The organism is Vibrio sp. G-C-1, assembly GCF_021728015.1.
Classification (GTDB): Bacteria; Pseudomonadota; Gammaproteobacteria; order Enterobacterales; family Vibrionaceae; genus Vibrio; species Vibrio splendidus.
In genome coordinates, this window is record NZ_JAKKCR010000013.1 from 71,778 (window position 1) to 91,150 (window position 19,373).

Here is a 19,373-nt window from a genome sequence, read left to right on the forward strand (position 1 = left end):
TGATTGGTATTATATCTACCGCCTGTTTTGTTTAGATAGTAATTCTCACAAAACATCGCCTTACAGATAACCTACGAAAACGTTTGCTTTATTTCTTGAAGAGTTAATCAGAGGTGAGTAAACTCGCCTCCGTTTTATCACATAGCCAATAAGACTGCTTACAATGACTAAAAATATTCATGACCAACGTATTCTAATTCTGGACTTCGGTTCTCAATACACACAGCTAGTAGCTCGTCGTATTCGTGAGATCGGTGTTTACTGTGAACTTTGGAGCTGGGACGTAGAAGAAGCGGATATTCGTGAATTCAATCCAGACGGTATCATCCTATCTGGTGGCCCTGAAAGTGTAACGGAAGAGAATTCTCCACGTGCACCTCAGTACGTATTTGATTCAGGTGTTCCTGTCTTCGGTATCTGCTACGGCATGCAAACTATGGCTGAGCAACTTGGCGGTAAAGTAGCAACGTCTACTGAGCGCGAGTTCGGCTACGCAGCGGTACAAGTAACGGGTGAATCTGCACTTTTCGCTGACCTTGAGACGACTCAAGATGTTTGGATGAGCCACGGTGACAAAGTGGTTGAAATCCCTGCTGATTTTACAAAAATCGCAGAGACAGACACTTGCCCATACGCAGCAATGGCAAACGAAGATAAGAAATACTACGGTGTTCAATTCCACCCAGAAGTAACGCACACTAAAAACGGCCTAAAAATGCTTGAGAACTTCGTTCTTAACGCGTGTGGTTGTGAAGGTCTGTGGACTTCAGCGTCTATCATTGAAGATGCAGTTGCACGCATTAAAGAACAAGTAGGTGACGACGAAGTTATCCTTGGTCTTTCTGGTGGTGTGGATTCATCTGTAGTAGCGATGCTTGCTCACCGCGCTATCGGCGACAAACTAACATGTGTATTTGTTGATAACGGCCTTCTTCGTTTAAACGAAGGCGAGCAGGTTATGGACATGTTTGGTGACAAATTCGGCCTTAACATCATTAAAGTTGATGCTGAAGAACGTTTCCTTAACGCTCTGGAAGGTGAAGCTGAACCAGAAGCGAAACGTAAGATCATCGGTCACGTATTCGTAGATATCTTCGACGAAGAGTCTAAGAAACTGAAGAATGCTAAATGGCTTGCTCAGGGTACTATCTACCCAGACGTCATCGAGTCTGCAGCATCTAAGACTGGCAAAGCACACGTAATCAAATCTCACCACAACGTTGGTGGTCTTCCTGATGATATGGAAATGGGTCTTGTTGAGCCTCTACGTGAGCTGTTTAAAGATGAAGTACGTAAGATCGGCCTAGAGCTTGGTCTTCCATACAACATGCTTTACCGCCACCCATTTCCGGGTCCAGGTCTAGGTGTTCGTGTCCTTGGTGAAGTGAAGAAAGAGTACTGTGACTTACTGCGTCGTGCTGATGCTATCTTCATTGAAGAGCTTCACGCTGCTGACCTTTACCACAAAGTATCTCAAGCATTCACGGTATTCCTACCAGTACGTTCAGTTGGCGTAATGGGCGATGGCCGTAAGTACGATTGGGTTGTATCTCTACGTGCTGTAGAAACTATCGACTTCATGACTGCTCACTGGGCACACCTACCATACGACTTCCTAGGTAAGGTTTCTAACCGTATTATCAACGAAGTTAACGGCATTTCACGTGTTGTTTACGATATTTCTGGTAAGCCACCAGCAACTATCGAGTGGGAATAATCTCTTAGAGATTTAACCAGTTTTGATTTAGCTATTATTTGACTTAGCCATGATTTGACTTAGTTATTAAAAGCCTCGAACTCAGTTCGGGGCTTTTTTATTTCTGACTCAGGGTATTAAAAGCTTATAGCTGACAACTAAACACCAAATCAGTTGGAAACTAGATATCAGCTCAAGAAACCATGAGACGCTTTGTTGTGTTGAGCTATATATCAAAAAGATCACTCGCACTTTTTATAAATTCACACCGCTACAGCTAGGCCATTTCACATGTGAAGCATACTCTTTGATGGACTTATTAAGGACAGATAAGAGAATTCATCATGTTAAAAATCAAATATTTGGCGACAGTGCTCGGCTGCACATTGGCAGCGCAAAGTCATGCGTCTTTGAACATCCAACCTGATCCGCAAAACCCGAATGGTTACCTTGTTGAAAAGTCGGCCCTACAAGCTGCTGAACAAGCGAAAACATCCGATCCTATGTATGCGATCTGGTCACAAGCATTACAGACTCGTCCCAATAGTATTGTTGAAGCGATAGAACCGGGCTTAGCCTCGAATCCTGAAAACGTGAAACGAGTCGAGCGTGTATTCCCCCAATCTGAATGGGATTTCCTCACTCAGATGGCAGCGCCAGAATATACTTACACTCGCTTCTTACGTGCGATTGGCAAATTCCCAGCCTTCTGTGGAGAGTACACCGACGGCCGTGACTCCGACGCCATTTGTAAAAAATCCATCATTACGGCCTTTGCTCACTTCTCACAAGAGACGGGCGGTCACATTGCGATAGACAACACCTCTGATAATCCATTAGCTCTCGAAGAGTGGCAGCAAGCGCTGGTGCATGTTCGTGAAATGGGTTGGTCTGAAGGCCAAGAAGGTTATACCACGGGTTGTGGTCAGAACGATTGGCAGAATGCACGTTGGCCATGTGCCGCGGGGCAGGGTTACTTCGGACGTGGTGCTAAACAGCTTTCTTACCATTTTAACTACGGCGCGTTCTCGGAAGTGATGTTTGATGGTGATGCGACGGTCCTATTGAATAATCCAGGCTTGGTTGCTGACTCTTGGTTGAACTTGGCTTCTGCTATCTGGTTCTTCCTTACGCCTCAAGCTCCTAAACCAGCCATGCTGCACGTGATTGACCGTACTTGGACTCCCTCTCAACGCGAATTGGATGCAGGTATTGGTTATGGATTTGGTACCACGATCAACGTGATTAATGGTGGTATTGAATGTGGTGAGCAAAACAAAGATAAAGGCCAACCCGTTAACCGTATTCGTTACTGGGAAGGGCTAGCGGCGCACTATCAAATTCCGGTAGAAGCGGATGAAGCCAATACTTGTTGGCAGCAAACGCCTTACGGAAGCTTGAATCTCAACGGCGCGACTGATGTGTTGTACACCAACTGGGATGGCAACTGGAAATACTACGCAGACCGCCCTGAAGGCTACTCATTTGAATGTGAGTTGGTTGGATTCCAAACGGCATATTCAGCACTAGTGGCTGGCGATTACGAGAAGTGTGTGACGAATTTTTATGGTTCTCATGCGAGCTGGCCTGAAGTGAAAGTGGTCGATAAGCTGGATCCGGTAGACCCTGGGACTGATCCGGGTGGTAACGGTTGGAGTGCGACCAAGGTTTACAACGTGGGCGACCAAGTTACTCACAACGATGCAACCTACGAAGCGAAATGGTGGACACAAGGGGATGACCCTGCGAGTGGAGGCCCTTGGAAGTTGATTGCTGGAGAGCCAACACCACCCGTAGTCACCGATCCTACACCTGTTGATCCTGCTCCGGTAGACCCAACACCAGTTGAACCACCTGTTACCGAGCCGCCTGTCGTCGTTGACCCATCGGTGTTTATCACATGGCAAGCGGGCGTTAGCCAAGTGAGTAACGGTGACAAGGTGACACATAACGGCAAGTGTTTCGTGGCTAAAAACGGCCCGGGTGTATGGGAAAGCCCTGTTCAGTCGAATTGGTTCTGGGATGAAATTAGCTGTAATTGATCGTCTGAATACTGAAAAGCGGTCTAACCGACGAGTTCAGTAGTACGACCATAATGATATAAATAATCAAAAGCCGAAAGTTTCTACTTTCGGCTTTTTTTCGTTTCGAACTTGGCTATCTAAGGAGGGCTATTGGTCTATTTGGCTATGTTGAAGCGCATTTAAAGACTAATTATCCAGTTAGAGGATAAAGTTCTGTACAAATGATGGTTGTGAATTTATATTCAAATTTAATTTATATTTATTCTTTTTATTTTAGGGTTAAGGTGTACCTATGGAACAGACAGATATCACGTCACTCATCCCCATTGTTATTACTTTGGTGTTGTCGTTGGCGACAAGGAATGTAGTGATAGGCCTTTTTGCTGGCGTGCTGAGTGGTGTGGCGATGCTGACTGGCATGTTTAGCGAACTTAACCCACTTGATACGTTTGGTACCATGGTGAAAGGTTACTTAGTCCCTCAACTTACCGACAGCTATAACGCAGGTGTCATTATGCTGTTGGTGTTCATCGGTGGCTTTGTTGCTCTGATGGAGAAGTCGGGTGGTGGTGTTGCGTTTGCAAAACGTGTTACTCAATGGGTAAGCAACAAATGCCAAGCTCAAATCTCAGCATGGTTGGGTGGAATCGTTATATTTTTCTCAGACTTAGGTACTCCGTTAATTGTTGGCCCTGTTTTTCGTCCCCTTTTCGATAAACTGAAACTCTCAAGACAGAAGCTAGCATTCATCATCGACTCAACCTCGTCGCCCGTCGCTATTCTTATCCCTTTCATTGGATGGGGCGTTTACATCATGAGTCTGATTCAAAAAGAGTTCACGGCGTTGAATGTCAACATGTCTGATTGGGATGCCTTCATCGGTGCGATTCCTTTTCAGTTCTACGCATTCCTCGCGATTTTCATTGTCCCGTTAGTGTCCGTTAAAGGTTTAGACTTTGGGCCAATGGCAAAAGCCGAGCGTGATTGCCAAGCGGGAATCGATACTGGCGTGAATAGCGAATCACTGAATCCGTTCTCGCATAAAAATGCAAAGGCATCTTTTGTTTGGGCACCGTTGTTAGTGATGCTGGTGGTGTTGTGTGCCATGTTGGTTCCTCAAGGCTTCCCATTCCAAAAGGTCGCGGGTTCATCGTTCAGAGCAGCTTTATCATCGGCTTATTTCTTTGCGGCGATTACCTTGATCTCGCTAATGGCTTACTACGGTGTAAGAAAGCTTTCAGATGGTGTTTCAGTGTATTTAAAAGGCATGGGAAACATGATGCCAGTTGCGATCATCTTGGTATTGGCTTGGGCGTTAAGTACAGTCGGTAAAGAGTTGGGCGCAGCGGCTTATATTGCCGAGCAAGCACAGAGTGGTTTCCCTTATTGGCTAGTGCCTGCGGTCGCTTTTTTGTTGTCGGCTATTATTTCATTTGCTACTGGTTCGTCGTGGGGAACCTTCGCGATAATGATGCCATTGGTTATTCCAACCGCGATTGCGATTGATGCACCGCTACTCGTCGCAATTGGCGCAGTGTTGTCTGGTGGTTTATTTGGTGACCATTGCTCACCGATCTCTGAAACAACGATTCTTTCTTCAACAGGGGCTGGGTGTGATCAGTTTGAACACTTCAAGACACAGCTTCCTTATGCGTTGATGAACGGCTCTATCGCTTTGGTCAGTTTTGTAGTGGCAGGCTTTACTGGAAGTGCATTGGTTGTGTTGGGCGCTCTTGTTGCTCAGCTTATCCTTGTGACTCTGTTAGCTAAACGAGATGTGAGTAAAAACGCTTCTTCAGAAGTTCAATCTCAAGTGTCTGAATCTAAACCACAACAAGCGTAATTTAAGATTACAAACGAGGGAGGAGATTCCAGATATCTCGTCCCTCGATTCTGGAATGACGATCTAATGAATAGATACGGGATGCGAGTAAACGGGTAACGAAAGCTCGCCCTCTGTTGCCTACGTTTGCTATTTAGGGGGGCGCTTTACTCAAATCTAAAGACTCTTTTCGCATCTCGTATCTCGCATCTTTTTTTATAGCGTGATAGGGAACCTGCTTATTTATAGTTCCTATGAATCAATCTGCGCCGTTATGAAACTAATTTTCCATAAGATCATTTCTACAACCTTAGTTTGCGTTAACTTGATTATCCTTTATGGCGGTTTATAGATTAAAATTTTCTTACAAATTTTATCGATTTTTTTTAATCAACCACTTTAATAAGGTAAATTCGCAATGTCGACCAAACTAGCTAACCCAGCGCCACTAGGCTTAATGGGTTTCGGTATGACCACTATTCTTCTTAATATCCACAACGCAGGTTTCTTCCCAATGGATTCAATGATCCTTGCGATGGGTATTTTTTACGGTGGTTTGAGCCAAGTTATCGTGGGCACAATGTGTTTCAAACGTGGTGACACGTTCGGTACAACTGCATTTACTTCTTACGGTCTGTTCTGGTTGTCTTTGGTTGGTTTGATTGTAATGCCTTACATGGGTCTACCAGCAAGCCCTGCAGCATTCATGGGTTGGTATCTACTATTATGGGGCATCTTCACAGGCTTCATGTTCATCGGTTCTCTATGCTACCCAGTAGCGAAGCAGGTAGTATTCGGTTCACTCACTATCTTGTTCTTCCTACTTGCAGCTCATAATTTCACGGGCAGCTCTTTGATCGGCACTATCGCTGGTTTTGAAGGTATCTTCTGTGGCGCTTCAGCTATCTACTTTGCAATGGCACAAGTAATCAACAACGAATACGGCCGCACAGTACTGCCTGTTGGTGAGAAGAAAGCACCTCAAATGGCAACACAAGAAATCGCTGCTTAATGCTCTAACTTGGGAACAGTTAGTTTGTTATAAGCCGTTTATTGGTTATGAATAAAACAAAAGGGGTTAGCTGAAATGGCTAACCCCTTTTTTATGCGTTATTAATAGCGCTATTTGTTTAGGTAATCTTAAGCTGAAGGTTGCTCTACAGGTTTAGTGTCTGCAGCTTCTGCTTCAGGAGACTTACCTGTTTTACGCTTGTACTTTTCTTCCCAGTAAGTAGCACCTTTAATGCCTAGTTTTACAGGGTTGAATGTGTACTCAGTCACACCTTGTTTCTGCTGTTCTTCGTAGTCTGCTAGAGCTTTAAGCGCAGGCTTAGACATGAAGAAGATGATCAGAATACCAACGATGTTTAACCATGCCATCAAGCCAACACCAACATCACCCATTGCCCATGCAAGGTTAGCTGTTTTGACTGTGCCATAGAAAACCGCAGTGATAAGAACAAGCTTAAGTACGAACATCATGCCAGGGATCTTGATGGTACGACGTAGGTAAGCAATATTCGTTTCTGCGATGTAGTAGTAAGCAAGAATCGTTGTAAATGCGAAGAAGAACAGAGCAAATGCGATGAATGGCTTACCAATACCTGGTAATGCACTTTCAATAGCAAGCTGTGTAAATACAGGACCATTCGCACCAATGTTTGCTGCTAAGTTCTGAACAAGGAACACGCCTTCAGCGCCGCCGTGAACGTTGTAAGCACCAGTGATGATGATCATGAACGCTGTAGCAGAACATACTAGAAGAGTATCGATGTAGATAGAGAACGCTTGTACCAAACCTTGCTGAGCTGGGTGATCGACATTTGCCGCTGCTGCCGCGTGAGGACCAGTACCTTGACCTGCTTCGTTTGAGTAAACACCACGCTTAACACCCCAACCAATTGCAGCACCAAAGCCCGCCATAGGTGTGAATGCATCGCCAAGAATCATTCCGAAAACAGCTGGCACTTGGCCGATGTTTAGCAAGATGATAACGAACGCGATAATGATGTAAGCCAATGCCATGAATGGAACAACAATTTGTGTGAAGTTCGCGATACGTTTAACACCACCAAAGATGATGAAAGCAAGGATGATAGCAACAACAGTACCAGTGAAAATTTTAGCGAAACTGAATGTACCGATAGCTGTTTCAATCATGTCGCCTGAGCCAAATGCAGCTTCTACAGCATTACCTATACTGTTTGACTGAACACCTGGAAGCAAAATACCACATGCAAAAATAGTCGAGATAGCGAAGATCCATGCGTACCACTTCTGGCCCATTGCTTTTTCAATGTAGTAAGCCGGACCGCCACGGAACTGGCCTTCGTCTTCTTCTTTGTAGATTTGCGCTAGCGTAGATTCTGCGTAAGCAGTCGCGGCGCCAAAGAAGGCTACAACCCACATCCAAAAGACTGCACCTGGGCCACCGAAACCGATAGCGGCAGCAACACCAGCAATGTTACCTGTACCTACACGGCCAGATAGCGAAACGGCAAGAGCTTGGAAAGACGAGATGCCTTTTGCAGAGCTTTTACCTGATAGTAGCAAGCGCCACATTTCAAAGAAGTGACGGATTTGAACAAATCGAGTCATGATGGAGTAGAACAAACCTGCACCTAAACATAGGTAGATAAGTACTGGGCTCCAGATTATTCCATTCAAAAAATCAACGAATGACTGCATGAGTATTTTCCCTGTTAGTTTTACTTATGATTGTTTTTCGAACAACACAATACTTCACTTGTAACCCAAGTGTTAAATTATTTAACTGCGCATTAGGATTACTGTGACATAAAGCAAGTTACAGAGGGGGTTTGTTAACGCTTAGTTCTAATTCGATAATCGTTCCATTTAATTTCATATGCAACTGCATGTGCTCATTGGCGTTTTGCAGAGTGAATAAATAGTGATTAATACAAAAATAGAAATTTTAGCCATGCAGAAGAGACAAATTCGAGAAAAACAGCGGTTAAAATCGCTTAGCATGAACGGCTGATATATGAGTGGTGAGATGGATTTGATTGGAATATATCACCTGCATAGAGTGATCTCGCAGGCCTAAGAAACTGCGTATTTGAAGGCTCGAGAATTCTGGCCTTCATGTTTACTGAGTGAAAGTGGCTAGTTTGATGCGTGTTTCAAACAACCACAAACCCTCGCTCCTCTAGTTCTTGAGCGAACTCAGACTGAGTATTTGGCTCACCGTGAATCAAATGCACCTCTTTCGGTGGTGTCGCGATACCTTCTATAAATCGGTAGAGATCCTCTTTATCGGCATGAGCCGAGTAGCCAGACATGCCATGAATTTGAGCATTGACCTCAACGTCTTTTTTATCAATAGAAACCTGCATTTCGCCTTGTTGCAGTTCTCGCCCGAGCGTTCCGTGCGCTTGATAGCCCGCTAAAACCACATCGGTTCGTTTATCGGGAAGCAAGGCTGATAAGTAGTTCATTATCCTGCCGCCCTGACACATCCCAGAAGCTGCAACCACAATCGCGGGTTCACCTGTCGACTTGAGGCGGTTAACGATTTTCTTGTGCATTCTATGCCCATCAACAGTAATGCATTGTTCAAAAGCGAGTGGGTGACGTTTCAGTTCAAGACGCTGCTTTGCTTCTTGTCCCCACAACTCTTTAAAGCGTCGGTAGGATCGCGTTACTTTATCTGCCATAGGCGAATCGAGGATGATAGGAATATCGGCGCTGAGTTGATGCTCAAAGACCAGATTTTCGATATCAAACAGCAGTTCTTGTGTTCTGCCGATGCTAAAAGCCGGAATTAAAATAATGCCACCATCAAGCAGCGAACGATCAATGATCGCCTTTAAGCGCTCCGATCGCGTTGCAATATCGTCATGTTTACTGGTGCCGTAAGTTGATTCGATAAATAGGTAATCGGCTTGTTGTGGTGGCAGAGGATCGGGCAGCAGTGGTGTGTTAGTTGGGCCTAAGTCGCCAGAGAAGACTACGACCTCTTGGCTTGGTAACTTAATCTCTATATAGGCCGAACCTAAGATATGCCCTGCAGGTTGAAAACGGGCATACAGAGTATTTGGCCTATGATGATCCTTTCCGTCGTTTTGCTGTGTGGACGTGATGGGAAACCATTCCCCGTAAGGCTTGGGAGCTATCAACGAATGAATCTTTTTGAGTATCAGCTTCGATTGTTTATTGCTGAGCCCTTGTAGTTTTAACCCATCCTCAATCATTAAAGGCGCGAGTTCGGCGGTGGCTTGCGTGCAATAAATAGGTTGGTTAAATCCCCTAGCGAGTAACCAAGGTAATCGGCCAATATGATCAATGTGGGTATGGGTCAGCAGCAGAGCGTTGAGGTGGGACGTTTCAAATTCAATATCAAGAGGACGTGCGTCCGAACCTTGAAAAAGGCCACAGTCGATGAGCACCGCTTGGCCTGAATCTCTTAGTTCGTGACAAGATCCTGTGACAGTATGTTTTCCGCCATGGTGAATCACTTCCATCGTTTACTCCCATTGCTCTTTAAAGCCATTAACGCCTGTTTTTATTTTGCGGATAAGCGCCGGCATGTAAAACAAGAACAATGAGAGTTGCGATCGTTAAGTGTCTTTTAAAGTAATTGAGCGATGACTCAGTGTATTCGTTGCGAGTTAGCTCTTGTTCCTTCTGTGACTACCTTGTTAGCGCGTAGAAGAACGGTCTGAATCCAGCTCTGGATTTTGTTGAGCCTCTATACGAGCCACTTCGGCATCAAGCTCTGCTATTTTTTCAGCCATGATTGCGTGACAGCGATTAGCTAGTTCTCTAGCGTCGCTGATCTTGTATCCAGACACATCGATAGGTTCAAGCATCTCGGTGATCACAATGCCATTATTAACTCGGTTGAGGTCAATCTTATTGTATGTGGTGCTGGTACACATCGGGGTGATAGGTACGCCAGCTTCAATCGCCATTCGAAAAGCGCCCGTTTTGAATGGCAGTAGTCCACGCCCTTTACTGCGCGTTCCTTCAGGGTAAACCCAAACAGACAGATCTCGCTGATGAATGGCTTCTGCCACTTGCTTGATCGTATCGCGTGCTTTGGATTTATCTTCGCGGTTAATCATGATGTTACCTGTGATCCAATACAGCAGACCAAAGAAAGGCACATACAACAAATCGCGCTTGCCTAAAGAAACGGTACGAGGCCTTAGCATCCCAGGGTCAGTCACAAAGTCTAATATGCTTTGGTGGTTAGAGATGTAGACGCTTTTTTCTGACGTTGGCGCATTGTCTAGGCCACGCTGCACCAGTTTCACACCGACGATCTTTTGTAGTTGATTGAACCAACGGCAGAAAACGTACACATGCTTAGGGTTCTTGGGGCTAAACAAGCAGTAAACAAAAGCACAGAGGGTGGTGAAAATAATAAACACCGTAGCCAAAATAATACGAAGAACAGCAAGCACAATTCACTCCTTACTCACGACAAGATTGCAGTGATTAAATAGTTTTAGATGCTTGAAGTTTTCACTCTATTTAACCGAATTGCAACAATTAACTGTTATAGGGTGTGATTTTTAGATCTTCATATAAAACAAGGACTAACAATGGGTGTTTGACACGATCATCGAGCTTACACGTGTTCACCAGTAGGTAGGCATGTTCACCAATACTGTTTATTTGGATCCGACTTTTCTATCCATTCAGGATCTTGACGCGACTCTAAATAGAGTTGTAGGCCGTTATAAGACATGAAAGCCGCAGGGCCACCAAGATGCTCGAAATAGTCAAAATAATCATCCTCGAGCGCGCAAAGGTGAGCTAAATCTTTAACGTTATTCATCATTGCCCATTGAATGGCAAATACAGGCGCTATTGAGCCAGAGATACTCACTTCTTCGACATTCGGGTTGAACAGTGAGTTGGCTTGTTCAAGCAGTATCTCTTCTTGCTCAGACTCTTGCTGTAACACCTCTTCGACGATCTCTGAGCGTTTGGTATTAGAGACATTCTTGTTCAGCTTGGCGATTCGAAGCGCGTAGCTAAAACGGTCTGTTGAAACGATGTCGACAAGTTGCGATAGCAGCTCTTTGTCTACGCCCGCAGCCTTAGTGAAATAATCGATACATGAATTGATTGAAGCATAGCGAGTACCGTCGAATTCAAAGCCACTGGTTTCGTCGTAGACCTCTATTACAATGTCATCAACGGACAAAGGCCAACCTTTATAGTCGATTCGCTGTTTGGCTATTTGATACATCTTCCAAGCACTGCGCCCAAACCCGCCAAGTGTCGAGCCTGAAAAATCAGAATCAATAAGCTCTTGCTCCGTCCAGTTCTCACCGATGCCTAGGTGCTTTGCGTACTTATCGATGAGTGCGTGTTTTATCTGATCGCGCACAGCCCAAATTGAGGTTAGATCCTTTGCATACCTAACACTCGCGCACTCCTTGCAAGCTGGCAGTGCAATCGGTGAATAGTCTACCTTGGCAATAGCTTGTGCAGTCTTAGGGAATTCAACAACATCATTGGAAGGTTCACCACAAAACCAACAGGTGTGGCGCAGGTTGAATGGGATGTCTATGTGTGAGTATGTGGTCATTAGTCTTTTATCGGCTGGGTGCTTGAGGTTGATTTAATTATCAAAACAATTATCCCTGTTCGGGCTTGTCCTTGCACGCTGTTATTGGGTCTTCTGACTATATTTAACCAACGACAATAATAAAATCAACGCAATTCGGAGGCTGTGTATGCTGTTTATTCTCGCTTTGCTCTGCATCTTTCTGGTGGGATACCTCGCCCAAACTACCGGCCTTTGCATGGTTCGGGGCGTTAAAGAGGCGACAAGCGGATCACCAATTTTGATTGTCGCGATTGTATTTAGTGGCTCATTGGCTTGGGTGTTTATGGCATTAGGATCGGCAGTGGAAGGGCGAGCTTTATCTTCTGCGTTTTGGCCGAGTCTGTTTTCATTGTTCGGCGGTTTTTTATTTGGTATCGGAGCGGCAATTAATAGTGGTTGCGGCGTTTCGACGGTCAGTCGTTTAGCTCGTGGCGAAGTGGTTATGTTGGCGACCATATTAGGGTGGTTTGTTGCTTGGTTGTTGTTTGCTCCAGTTTTGCCGACGGAGTTAAAAGGATCTCGGTTGGTATTATCTGATTTTTCCCGATATGCATTCCTTGGGATCATTTCGTTCATTATTGTGGTGAGTTACTACTTCATGAATGCAGTAAATCGCAAGTTATGGTTCTCAATGTTGGGGATTGGGTTAATGGCAGGCTTTGTTTTCACGTATGAACTGCACTGGACGCCAAGTGGTTTATTGAAATCTATGGGTACTTCACTCTGGCATGGAAGAGTGGAAGATTGGCCAAGCAGTGAGCGCTTTATATTGATGATCTCGCTGTTAGTTGGAATGGTTAGCGCTGCGTTATTTACTGGATCCTTTTCTTTGAGGTTGAGCTCTATACGTCGATTGGGCAAGCACTTAGTTGCGGGTGTGCTTATGGGCTTTGGAGCCGTAATGGCCGGTGGCGGGAACGATACTCAGCTATTAGTGGCGATGCCAGTGCTGTCGTTGGCGGGTGTTTTTTCTGTGTTGAGTATCATTGTGGGTATATATACCGGAGTTAAGTTGATTCAAAGCCGATAGTTAGCGACAGTACGTAAATAACATGGGCACGTAATTTGAGAACACAATGAAATACATCGGAATTGATGGCTGCAAGGCGGGTTGGATCGCTTGGATTATCTCTGGCAATGAGCCACCTACGTTCAAAGTAGTAAACACGCTCGATGAGTTGCTTGATGATCTTACGGGAGCAACAACGTTAATCGATATGCCTATTGGCTTTAGCGATTCACAGACTCCGGATAGATTATGCGATAAAGCAGCAAGGCGCTTTCTCACCAGTAAGCGTGGCTCTTCCGTTTTTCCTGTTCCGTGCCGCGAGGCGGTTTATCAAACCGATTACATTGCGGGATGTAATGCCAATGTGGAGCAGCTTGATAAGAAGTTTTCTAAGCAGACTTGGGGAATTGTGCCCAAGATCCGCGAGCTTGATGAGCTCATTGAAATTCATCCCAATCTTTCTATCAGGGAATCACATCCTGAGGTGGTATTTGCAGCTTTGAAAGGCGAACCGCTGACGTTTTCCAAACGAACACTAGAAGGCAAAGAGGAACGGCTTTCTATTATTCAGCAACTCGCCCCTCAATGGTGTGGCCGCTTGTCGTTGGACATTTCAAATACCAAACGTAAAGACGTCGCGATAGACGATATTTACGATGCGTTCGTACTTATGTTGGTTGCCTATTACGCTCCGCAATTATCGACCTTACCTGAGCCTTCTGATGTTGGTAGAGAAGTGGATGTCGACCAGAACGGACGAGTTCGAGAGATTGTTTATTGGAACAAAACGCGCTAACAAAGCGTGCGCTCAACTTGGCTTAATATGCTATTTTCTAACTTATGCTATTTTCCAACTTCTGCTACTTTTCACTCTTACTATTTTTGAGTCTTTGATATGAAACGTTTTATTGTCGGCTGGCTGGCCATTGTGCTCAGTGCTGCGACTTATGCCCAAGTTGCTCCTATATCTCAATGGCAATGCGACATGATGAAAAAGAACAATGTCTTGAGTAATGGTGCGCCCGTTGGTTGTGAGCGACTATCCAAGGTGGATTTCGATTTCATTAATTTCAAAGGGGAAATGCAACAGGGCAATATGATCGTGCTTGATGTTATTGCGCCTGCTGTTGAACAAATCTTTTCAGAGCTTAAACAGCGCAATTTTCCTCTTCATTCTGCTCGCTTAATGCGTGAATTCAGAGGTGACGATAACGCCTCAATGGACGCGAACAACAGCAGTGCGTTTAATGCTCGTCCTATTACAGGCGGAGGAGGTTGGTCGAAGCATGCCTATGGTGTGGCGATAGACATCAACCCAGTTCAAAATCCTTTCTTAGAGTTCGATAGCAACGGAAAAATAACGGTAAAGCCTTCACAATCTGCGACAAGTTATGTGAACCGTACTCGCTTTCGTGCGCGTGATGAAATAGAACGCAGCGGCATGGCAGAAGATGTGGTGGATCTGTTTGCCCATCACGGATTTATGATCTGGGGAGGGGATTGGAATAGCCCCATCGATACTCAGCACTTTGAGGTCGGCTCAAGAAAGTTTGTTAACCAACTGCTTTCTAAACCCCAACCTGAAGCCAAGGTGTTATTTGAGCGCTACGTCGAATCTTATCGACAGTGCTATCTCAAAAATAAAGGTGAGGACGCAGAAAAAGCTCGAGCTATCTGTGCAAAGAAAACAGTCGGGACTTTTTAGTGCTATGTTTATCTAGAACCGTTTGTGTTTTAGCAAGTTAAACTCGCTTCAGGTGTGTTTTGAATCGCTAAGGTCAGCGCTTGTCGTTGGCCTTTTTTGTATTCATTTCTTCAATAGAACACCGAGCATTGAAAAGGTTATTGGGTATCCATTAGTCAATAATCGATAAGCGAATGCAGCGCAAAGTCATCGGTTTGTCATTGAAAAACTCATAGCGTTAACGTTTTGTGAGAACCATTACTGGTGGGGGAACTCTTTACCGAATCGCCAGTATTATTAGTGAACTGATCACAACGGACCAACTAATGAAAAAGATACCTTTGGCTCTAACTCTTTTAAGCACCCTACTTTTTTCACAATATACTTTGGCTACTGATACTTCACCTACCACTCAAAACCCGACTTACGAACTCGATGGTAAGGCGGTATTAGGCCGTACTGAGAATGTATACCTCTCTAGCGTTCAAGGGCTAAAAGACGTTCCTTTCATTGGCAAAATCGACACTGGTGCAGAAACTACCTCTATGCATGCTGAAGATATTCATGTGAAGAGCACGAATGCCGATTACAAGAATCTTAAAGACAAAGAGTTGATGGCGGCGTTAACCGAAGACTTGTTGAATAATTCCGATGTTGATTACGATGATTGGGATGGCAGTACCTTTGCGAAATATGAAGCTGTGGTGTCTTTTAAGGTTCAAAACCCACGTACGGGAGATATGGTATTAATCGAAGCGCCTTTAGAGCGTGTCAGCATGATACGAAGCCGCACCAGCAGCACACCTTTACTTCGTCCTACCGTAAAAATGTCGCTCACCATTGCAGACCAAGAGCTAAAAACCGATGTTAACCTGACCGACAGAAGCCACTTCTCTGCGCCAGTATTGATCGGCAAAACCTTCCTTGCTGACAACGCTTTAGTGTTTGCGGGCTATGACTACTTGCAAGAGCAGGAAAACGCGACCGTTGTTGGCCGAAAAGAGGTGGTGTCTATCTCTGGAATGGCGATGAACGCGACCTTCTCATTAAAAAATCGCTACAGCATCCTTCATGCAAAAGACATCGATGTAGATAAGAAGAACAGTGAAGTGACGTTTGATATGTTCGACAACGATGGCAAGCAGAAAGAGATGACACTGCCATTAGTTCGCATGTTAAGCGTGAGTGGTAAGAAAAGGCCTTTGGTGTATGTGCCGGTTCAACTCGATGAAAACACAACTAAAGACGTTCTGGTGTACCTACGTGAGCGCTCGAGTAGTGAGTCGCAGTTGAGATTTGGTACCAGTACCGCCAGTGAACTCTTCATGATTGATACCAATGCAGAAAATATTCTTTCTGAAGGTTCAGAGAGCTTTAGTGATGTTGCTAAAAAGAGTGAACCTTTGGTTATTTCTCCAGAAGAGGACATCACCCTTGATGACTTCCCTCTAAAGGCCGTTGCCTCATTCACTGTCAACACGCCTTTGTTGAAGGTCGACAGTTTTGAAATGACAGGTAAAGGCAAAGATGCCTCCGTTGAATTTTACCTTACGGATGTAAACGGTGAGAAGCAGAAGGTGACCAAGCCAATTATTAAGAAGCTTAAAGTCGGTGATGATACTCGTCCGGTTGTGAGTGGTGAGTTTGCGGTCTCTGGAAACGTTCGTACGCAAGAATTTGCCATCGATGTACTCAATACGAATGAGAAAGAAGCGTACTTTATTTTAGGCAAGAAGATGGCAAAAGACGGTGTGTATGTGAACACTCGCTCTGACTATCTTTTGAAAGCTGAGCCTTTGTTTAAAGTTGGGCACATTGAAGTGGTTGAAGTGAACGGCATGAAGTTCCCGGCCAAGCTCGACACGGGCGCGGATGTGAGCTCAATGAATGCAGTCAACATCAAACGATTTAAGAAAGATGGCCAAGACATGGTGAGTTTTACCTATCAAAACAACCAAGGCGATAAGAAAGATTTCACCAAGCCAGTGATTGATGTAATGCGCATTAAAGCCAAGAAAGGCGAGAAGGTGAACATTCGCCCTGTAGTAGAAATGAAGGTTAAGCTCGGAGACTTAGAGAAAGAGGTGAGGGTAAACCTTCAAGATCGCTCTCGCTTTGAATACAGCATGATCCTAGGTAAGAACTTCTTGAAGCACGGCGCGGTAGTGAGTAGCGATGAAGATTACTTGTTGGGTGATATGGATTAACACCTAAACTTCTTTAAGTTCGTTCTAGAACAGTTTAAACAGCCACACATTTCAGCAACGGGATGTGTGGTTTTTTATTGAGAGCCTAAACGGCTAACCATCAATGCCTTGTGAACAAGTTAAAAAAAGCGGCTCCTTAGAGAGCCGCTTATTACTTAGTCATCACCTAAATAATCATCATTATTTGGGTTATGTGCATCAGACCAATCATCCATATCAGCATCGTTGTTTGGGTTGTTGATATCTGACCATACATCGAGCTCGTCTTGAGACATATCACTTGAGTTTGGCATATTATTTCTTCCCTTGTTGATTAGGGTTTAGTTGTTTACCGCGGTTGCCTTTGTTCTGATCATACTGACGGTTAGTGCCGCTTGTTCCCTTGTTGGCATTAGGGATGTTTGCTGCATTGTCTGCTGGTGTGATTTTCTTAGCCATTGTCAATTTCCTTGTTTAATAACTAGCCTTGCGGATTTGTTTAATGATTCGCTCAAATCCTTGCCTAGTTGTGATTGCTTTGGGATAAAGCCCATCAGGAGCAACACGCCAAACAAACCGGAACCCTCTACCCAACTTAAACCTAATATAGGTCGGACAAGAGCGGATCTTCTTACCCCCTAAATTTGGGTATAAAGCTCCAGCTCGGAGTTGGGCTTCAATACTGAAAGCTCGCTCTGCATAGCATGGAGGGAGTTGAGATTGGAATGTATCAATAAGCTGTTTAGTTGAAGTCATTCTTGCTCTCCCTGATGAACTGATAGCAAGAATGATTGAGTGCACTGCACTCGCAACAACTAATTTAATAAATTATTTAATAGGTCATCGAACTCGACGGCTTCGAGGTATTTCTGCTTGATAAGGGTTTGGTATTGAGCCAGCGCAGGAGTTGTATTTCCTAGAGAGCATGCTGCAAGGTAGGCTTTTTCTATATCCTGATTGAAAAAGTGCATGATCATTGATTCACCTTGTGTCAGCAGGGCGCTTTGAGCCAATAGAGCCTGCATTACACTGGTTACACCATTGAGAGAAAGTTGCGGTAACTCTTGAAAAGGGTTTGGTAATTTTTCTTTACTCAGGTCGATGTGTTCTGATTTTAATTTTACGATCAGTTCTGACAGCGCAGTCGTTTGAATGCCAACTGCGAGAATAGATTGTCTACCCATGACGACTGTTTCTAAAAAGTCCGCTGCTTCTATGCGTTTTTTTGAATGAGAAAAGATCTCTTTGACTCGTTTACTATCAGCAAAGAACCCTTGTAGCAAGACGGCATTATGGAGTTTGGTTAGGCTATTACTTGCAATGAGCAAGTTGTTCTTTGTTGAGCCCAGCGCCATAGGCTCTTTTTTTACCTCAAAGAAACCTTTGCTTCTTACTAGTGGGTACACCAAATCTTTGAATGATTTATGTTCGGCTAGCTTTATGTTGAATAGCTTCTTAATTGCATCAGGCGTTGAGATGTAGCTATCGGTTGAGGTGTAGCTATCGTTAGATTTCACACGATAGCTCCAATAGTTTTCGCTCTGGCAACGGCTTATCTTTTAATGACTCGCGTGCAATAAACTGTGCTCGCTCATACCAATCTGAACGGCAGCCATATTCGGACTTTTCATATTGGTCAATCACTCCCAAGCAGTATCCTGCACGTAAACTTTCTGATAGCGATGTGGTTTGTGCCGCTAACAATCGTTTCGAACTTTTGGAGTCATAAATATTGATAAGTTCAACACAGCTATCGACCAGAGAGAGTTTTTTAGCATTGGAAACCATTGGTAAGATCGCTAGTGCAATAGCAAGCATGGCGTGTTTTTTATTGAGCATTTGTTACCTCAGCGTCCGTTTGTGCTTGTTTAGTATCGTTGTCGTTATTTGGGGTTTCTAATGGGGTTTCTAATGGGGTGTCTGAGCCTGGGTTTAGAATCAGATCCTGGCTTGGAACTGCAATATACAAGCACAGTAATACAATGCTGAAAGAAAAGATTTGGTCGTAACTTTGCTCTAGCAATAACAGGTTTTTAAAGTGCTCGGTACCTTCGAATAGGTCAATAAAAACAATCGTACTGGCACAAAGTAACGCAGCCGTAATGAATTTTCCGTGCCATAAAAACGGGGTGCTAATGATATGCCACCAGCGAAGTGAGGTTTGTTTTGTATATACCCAATAGCGTTTTAGCAACACAAGAAATGAGATAAAAAAGATAATCTCGATGGTTGATACATCAGAGAACCCATCTTGATATTCAAAAATATTGAGTAATTCAAAACTGATGACTGCAATACTCATACTGACGAGGAAAATGTAAATTAACGCTTTTAAAATAAATCCTAGCAAGCGACTTAATGTCCAA

The 19,373-nt window shown here is 44.3% G+C and carries 17 protein-coding genes; 8 read left to right on the top strand and 9 right to left on the bottom strand.

The window, feature by feature from the left end:
* Positions 1-163 precede the first annotated feature (163 nt).
* The 4 genes from guaA (at position 164) to L3V36_RS18220 (ending at position 6,554) form a co-directional block, all read left to right on the top strand.
* Complete coding sequence (guaA, locus tag L3V36_RS18205; RefSeq protein ID WP_017079884.1) at positions 164-1,717, top strand: glutamine-hydrolyzing GMP synthase; 1,554 nt, start codon at positions 164-166, stop codon at positions 1,715-1,717.
* Positions 1,718-2,040: 323 nt separating this feature from the next.
* The gene (locus tag L3V36_RS18210; RefSeq protein WP_208775208.1) at positions 2,041-3,738 is read left to right on the top strand and encodes a chitinase; all 1,698 of its coding nucleotides are present in this window, start codon (positions 2,041-2,043) and stop codon (positions 3,736-3,738) included.
* Positions 3,739-4,012: 274 nt separating this feature from the next.
* Positions 4,013-5,563 carry a Na+/H+ antiporter NhaC family protein gene (locus tag L3V36_RS18215; protein ID WP_102447159.1) on the top strand — a complete coding sequence of 517 codons (1,551 nt, stop codon included), beginning with the start codon at positions 4,013-4,015 and terminating at the stop codon, positions 5,561-5,563.
* A gap of 397 nt (positions 5,564-5,960) precedes the next feature.
* Positions 5,961-6,554, top strand: coding sequence for a GPR1/FUN34/YaaH family transporter (locus tag L3V36_RS18220; protein WP_017106470.1), 594 nt, complete (start codon positions 5,961-5,963; stop codon positions 6,552-6,554).
* A 128-nt stretch (positions 6,555-6,682) separates the two neighbouring features.
* On the opposite strand, the gene L3V36_RS18225 is transcribed toward L3V36_RS18220, so the two are convergent.
* The 4 genes from L3V36_RS18225 to L3V36_RS18240 form a co-directional block, all read right to left on the bottom strand.
* The gene (locus tag L3V36_RS18225) at positions 6,683-8,230 is read right to left on the bottom strand and encodes an alanine/glycine:cation symporter family protein (protein WP_017084421.1); all 1,548 of its coding nucleotides are present in this window, start codon (positions 8,228-8,230) and stop codon (positions 6,683-6,685) included.
* Positions 8,231-8,685: 455 nt separating this feature from the next.
* The gene (locus L3V36_RS18230; RefSeq protein WP_208775207.1) at positions 8,686-10,026 is read right to left on the bottom strand and encodes an MBL fold metallo-hydrolase; all 1,341 of its coding nucleotides are present in this window, start codon (positions 10,024-10,026) and stop codon (positions 8,686-8,688) included.
* Positions 10,027-10,203: 177 nt separating this feature from the next.
* Positions 10,204-10,971, bottom strand: coding sequence for a 1-acylglycerol-3-phosphate O-acyltransferase (locus tag L3V36_RS18235; RefSeq protein WP_208775205.1), 768 nt, complete (start codon positions 10,969-10,971; stop codon positions 10,204-10,206).
* A 197-nt stretch (positions 10,972-11,168) separates the two neighbouring features.
* On the bottom strand, positions 11,169-12,107 hold the full coding sequence (locus L3V36_RS18240; RefSeq protein ID WP_208775204.1) for a hypothetical protein: 939 nt from the start codon (positions 12,105-12,107) through the stop codon (positions 11,169-11,171).
* 256 nt (positions 12,108-12,363) lie between these two features.
* Between L3V36_RS18240 and L3V36_RS18245 the strand changes: the two genes are divergently transcribed.
* The 4 genes from L3V36_RS18245 (at position 12,364) to L3V36_RS18260 (ending at position 17,028) form a co-directional block, all read left to right on the top strand.
* Complete coding sequence (locus L3V36_RS18245) at positions 12,364-13,158, top strand: YeeE/YedE thiosulfate transporter family protein (protein WP_208775218.1); 795 nt, start codon at positions 12,364-12,366, stop codon at positions 13,156-13,158.
* Positions 13,159-13,204: 46 nt separating this feature from the next.
* The gene (locus tag L3V36_RS18250; RefSeq protein WP_208775202.1) at positions 13,205-13,933 is read left to right on the top strand and encodes a DUF429 domain-containing protein; all 729 of its coding nucleotides are present in this window, start codon (positions 13,205-13,207) and stop codon (positions 13,931-13,933) included.
* 99 nt (positions 13,934-14,032) lie between these two features.
* A complete protein-coding gene (locus tag L3V36_RS18255) occupies positions 14,033-14,842 on the top strand; it encodes a M15 family metallopeptidase (protein ID WP_208775201.1) in 810 nt (269 codons plus the stop codon).
* A gap of 305 nt (positions 14,843-15,147) precedes the next feature.
* Positions 15,148-17,028: a RimK/LysX family protein gene (locus tag L3V36_RS18260; protein WP_065682673.1), complete on the top strand. Its 1,881-nt coding sequence runs from the start codon at positions 15,148-15,150 to the stop codon at positions 17,026-17,028.
* Positions 17,029-17,183: 155 nt separating this feature from the next.
* Here the strand turns inward: L3V36_RS18260 and L3V36_RS18265 are convergent, their stop codons facing one another.
* The 5 genes from L3V36_RS18265 to L3V36_RS18285 form a co-directional block, all read right to left on the bottom strand.
* Positions 17,184-17,321, bottom strand: a complete 138-nt coding sequence (locus L3V36_RS18265; RefSeq protein WP_165689832.1) for a hypothetical protein — start codon at positions 17,319-17,321, stop codon at positions 17,184-17,186.
* Between the two features lies 1 nt (position 17,322).
* On the bottom strand, positions 17,323-17,466 hold the full coding sequence (locus tag L3V36_RS18270) for a hypothetical protein (protein WP_165689831.1): 144 nt from the start codon (positions 17,464-17,466) through the stop codon (positions 17,323-17,325).
* Between the two features lie 356 nt (positions 17,467-17,822).
* Positions 17,823-18,524, bottom strand: a complete 702-nt coding sequence (locus L3V36_RS18275; protein WP_065682675.1) for a hypothetical protein — start codon at positions 18,522-18,524, stop codon at positions 17,823-17,825.
* Complete coding sequence (locus L3V36_RS18280; protein WP_054542203.1) at positions 18,514-18,846, bottom strand: hypothetical protein; 333 nt, start codon at positions 18,844-18,846, stop codon at positions 18,514-18,516. The genes L3V36_RS18275 and L3V36_RS18280 overlap by 11 nt, the downstream gene beginning before the upstream one ends.
* On the bottom strand, positions 18,836-19,309 hold the full coding sequence (locus tag L3V36_RS18285) for a hypothetical protein (RefSeq protein WP_102501608.1): 474 nt from the start codon (positions 19,307-19,309) through the stop codon (positions 18,836-18,838). The genes L3V36_RS18280 and L3V36_RS18285 overlap by 11 nt, the downstream gene beginning before the upstream one ends.
* Positions 19,310-19,373 lie beyond the last annotated feature (64 nt).

Bases quoted from the DNA above. Each gene is read 5' to 3' on its own strand.
- guaA (WP_017079884.1), top strand. From the start codon at position 164: ATGACTAAAAATATTCATGACCAACGTATTCTAATTCTGGACTTCGGT.
- L3V36_RS18210 (WP_208775208.1), top strand. From the start codon at position 2,041: ATGTTAAAAATCAAATATTTGGCGACAGTGCTCGGCTGCACATTGGCA.
- L3V36_RS18215 (WP_102447159.1), top strand. From the start codon at position 4,013: ATGGAACAGACAGATATCACGTCACTCATCCCCATTGTTATTACTTTG.
- L3V36_RS18220 (WP_017106470.1), top strand. From the start codon at position 5,961: ATGTCGACCAAACTAGCTAACCCAGCGCCACTAGGCTTAATGGGTTTC.
- L3V36_RS18225 (WP_017084421.1), bottom strand. From the start codon at position 8,230: ATGCAGTCATTCGTTGATTTTTTGAATGGAATAATCTGGAGCCCAGTA.
- L3V36_RS18230 (WP_208775207.1), bottom strand. From the start codon at position 10,026: ATGGAAGTGATTCACCATGGCGGAAAACATACTGTCACAGGATCTTGT.
- L3V36_RS18240 (WP_208775204.1), bottom strand. From the start codon at position 12,107: ATGACCACATACTCACACATAGACATCCCATTCAACCTGCGCCACACC.
- L3V36_RS18250 (WP_208775202.1), top strand. From the start codon at position 13,205: ATGAAATACATCGGAATTGATGGCTGCAAGGCGGGTTGGATCGCTTGG.
- L3V36_RS18255 (WP_208775201.1), top strand. From the start codon at position 14,033: ATGAAACGTTTTATTGTCGGCTGGCTGGCCATTGTGCTCAGTGCTGCG.
- L3V36_RS18260 (WP_065682673.1), top strand. From the start codon at position 15,148: ATGAAAAAGATACCTTTGGCTCTAACTCTTTTAAGCACCCTACTTTTT.
- L3V36_RS18265 (WP_165689832.1), bottom strand. From the start codon at position 17,321: ATGCCAAACTCAAGTGATATGTCTCAAGACGAGCTCGATGTATGGTCA.
- L3V36_RS18270 (WP_165689831.1), bottom strand. From the start codon at position 17,466: ATGGCTAAGAAAATCACACCAGCAGACAATGCAGCAAACATCCCTAAT.
- L3V36_RS18280 (WP_054542203.1), bottom strand. From the start codon at position 18,846: ATGCTCAATAAAAAACACGCCATGCTTGCTATTGCACTAGCGATCTTA.
- L3V36_RS18285 (WP_102501608.1), bottom strand. From the start codon at position 19,309: ATGAGTATTGCAGTCATCAGTTTTGAATTACTCAATATTTTTGAATAT.